The 1,297-nt window shown below is 57.6% G+C and carries 2 protein-coding genes; both read right to left on the reverse strand.

The genetic code is table 11. From position 1 onward, the window contains the following. A partial coding sequence (locus I5W_RS16745) for a methyl-accepting chemotaxis protein (protein WP_044530073.1) occupies window positions 1-926 on the reverse strand: 926 nt, incomplete at its 3' end. A 229-nt stretch (window positions 927-1,155) separates the two neighbouring features. After that, window positions 1,156-1,297, reverse strand: a 142-nt coding sequence (locus tag I5W_RS33890; protein ID WP_305809658.1) for an RbsD/FucU domain-containing protein, incomplete at its 5' end; no start/stop codon positions are given.

A 1,297-nucleotide genomic window follows, 5' to 3' on the forward strand; every position in this document is an offset into this window, starting at 1 on the left:
TCCATGGCCGATGCGGTTTCTTCCAGCGAGCCGGCCTGCTGTTCGGTACGGCCCGAGAGATCCAGGTTGCCGCTGGCGATTTCGCCCGAGGCGGTGGCGATGGAGTCGGTGCCACGACGCACCCCGGAGACGATGTTGACCAGGTTGTCGTTCATCTTGCGCAGTGCCTGCATCAATTGCCCGGTCTCATCCTTGGAATGCGGTTCGATGCGGGTAGTCAGGTCGCCGGAAGCCACGTTCTCGGCCACGCGCACGGCCTCGGTGAGGGGTTTGACGATGGAGCGCGCCATCAGGTAACCGAGGATGATGGACGCCAGCACGGCCACGGCCGAACAAGCCAGGGTCACCTTGATGGCCATGGCACCATCTTCCACCGCCTTGGCGCCCTCGGCACTCAACTGGCTGGATTGCGAATCGGCGAAGGCACGTGCCAGGGCCAGGTAATTGTTCTGGGCATCGGTGATCTTGCGCAGCACGTATTCATTGGCTGCGTCACCCTTGCCGGCACGGATCAGGGCCATGAGCTCAGTCCTGCCGGTGTCGAAGACCTGACGGGCGTCGTCGACCGCCTTGATCTTCTTCTTGCCGCCCTCGGTGACCTGTCGTGCCGCAATCTTGTCCAGCGCTTCCTTGGTCTGTTTGACCGCGACTTCCATCTGGCCGAAGCGCTTTTCGTTGCCTGCGGCGTTGTTGATGTCGATGGCCATGCCACGCAGATACTTGATCTGCTCATTGATGCCATCGCGCAGGTCGAAGGCCCAGCGGACCTTCAGGTAGCGGTCGTTGACGATCTGGTCGATCGAACGATTGATGTTGTTGATCTTGACGAAGGCCGTGATGCTGACCACTGCCAACAAGCCCACGATGAGGGCGAAGACGGCCGCCAGGCGCACCGCTACTTTGAGATTACCGAAATAGGCAAACATGCTGGTTCCTCTATGCTGTTCATTGTTATCTGTCTCTCCATTTCTCTCGAAGATCCAGCTTGTTTTTCTTGAACAGCGAAGTAGAACCCCGCTGATCAGTTTGCTCTGGTCACGGCAATGATGGGGCATCCGATAGTGAGCGGCAACCGTTGTGGCGGATTATTTTTTCGAAGTGTCGCGTAGTCATCACACAACTAGATGTGAGTATGAATTTTATGACAAATAGATGTCAGAAGACCACGCCAGAACCGAGGATGATATTGGCATACGGCGTGCATTCACCGGTACGGATATAGGCCTTGGCGCGGCCAGTTGCCTGCTTGAAATCCTGATGCGACAGGCTGCGCTTTGCGGCAGTGCAAGGCATCGAT

The sequence above is a fragment of the Herbaspirillum sp. B65 genome (assembly GCF_000333555.1).
Classification (GTDB): Bacteria; Pseudomonadota; Gammaproteobacteria; order Burkholderiales; family Burkholderiaceae_D; genus Herbaspirillum; species Herbaspirillum rubrisubalbicans.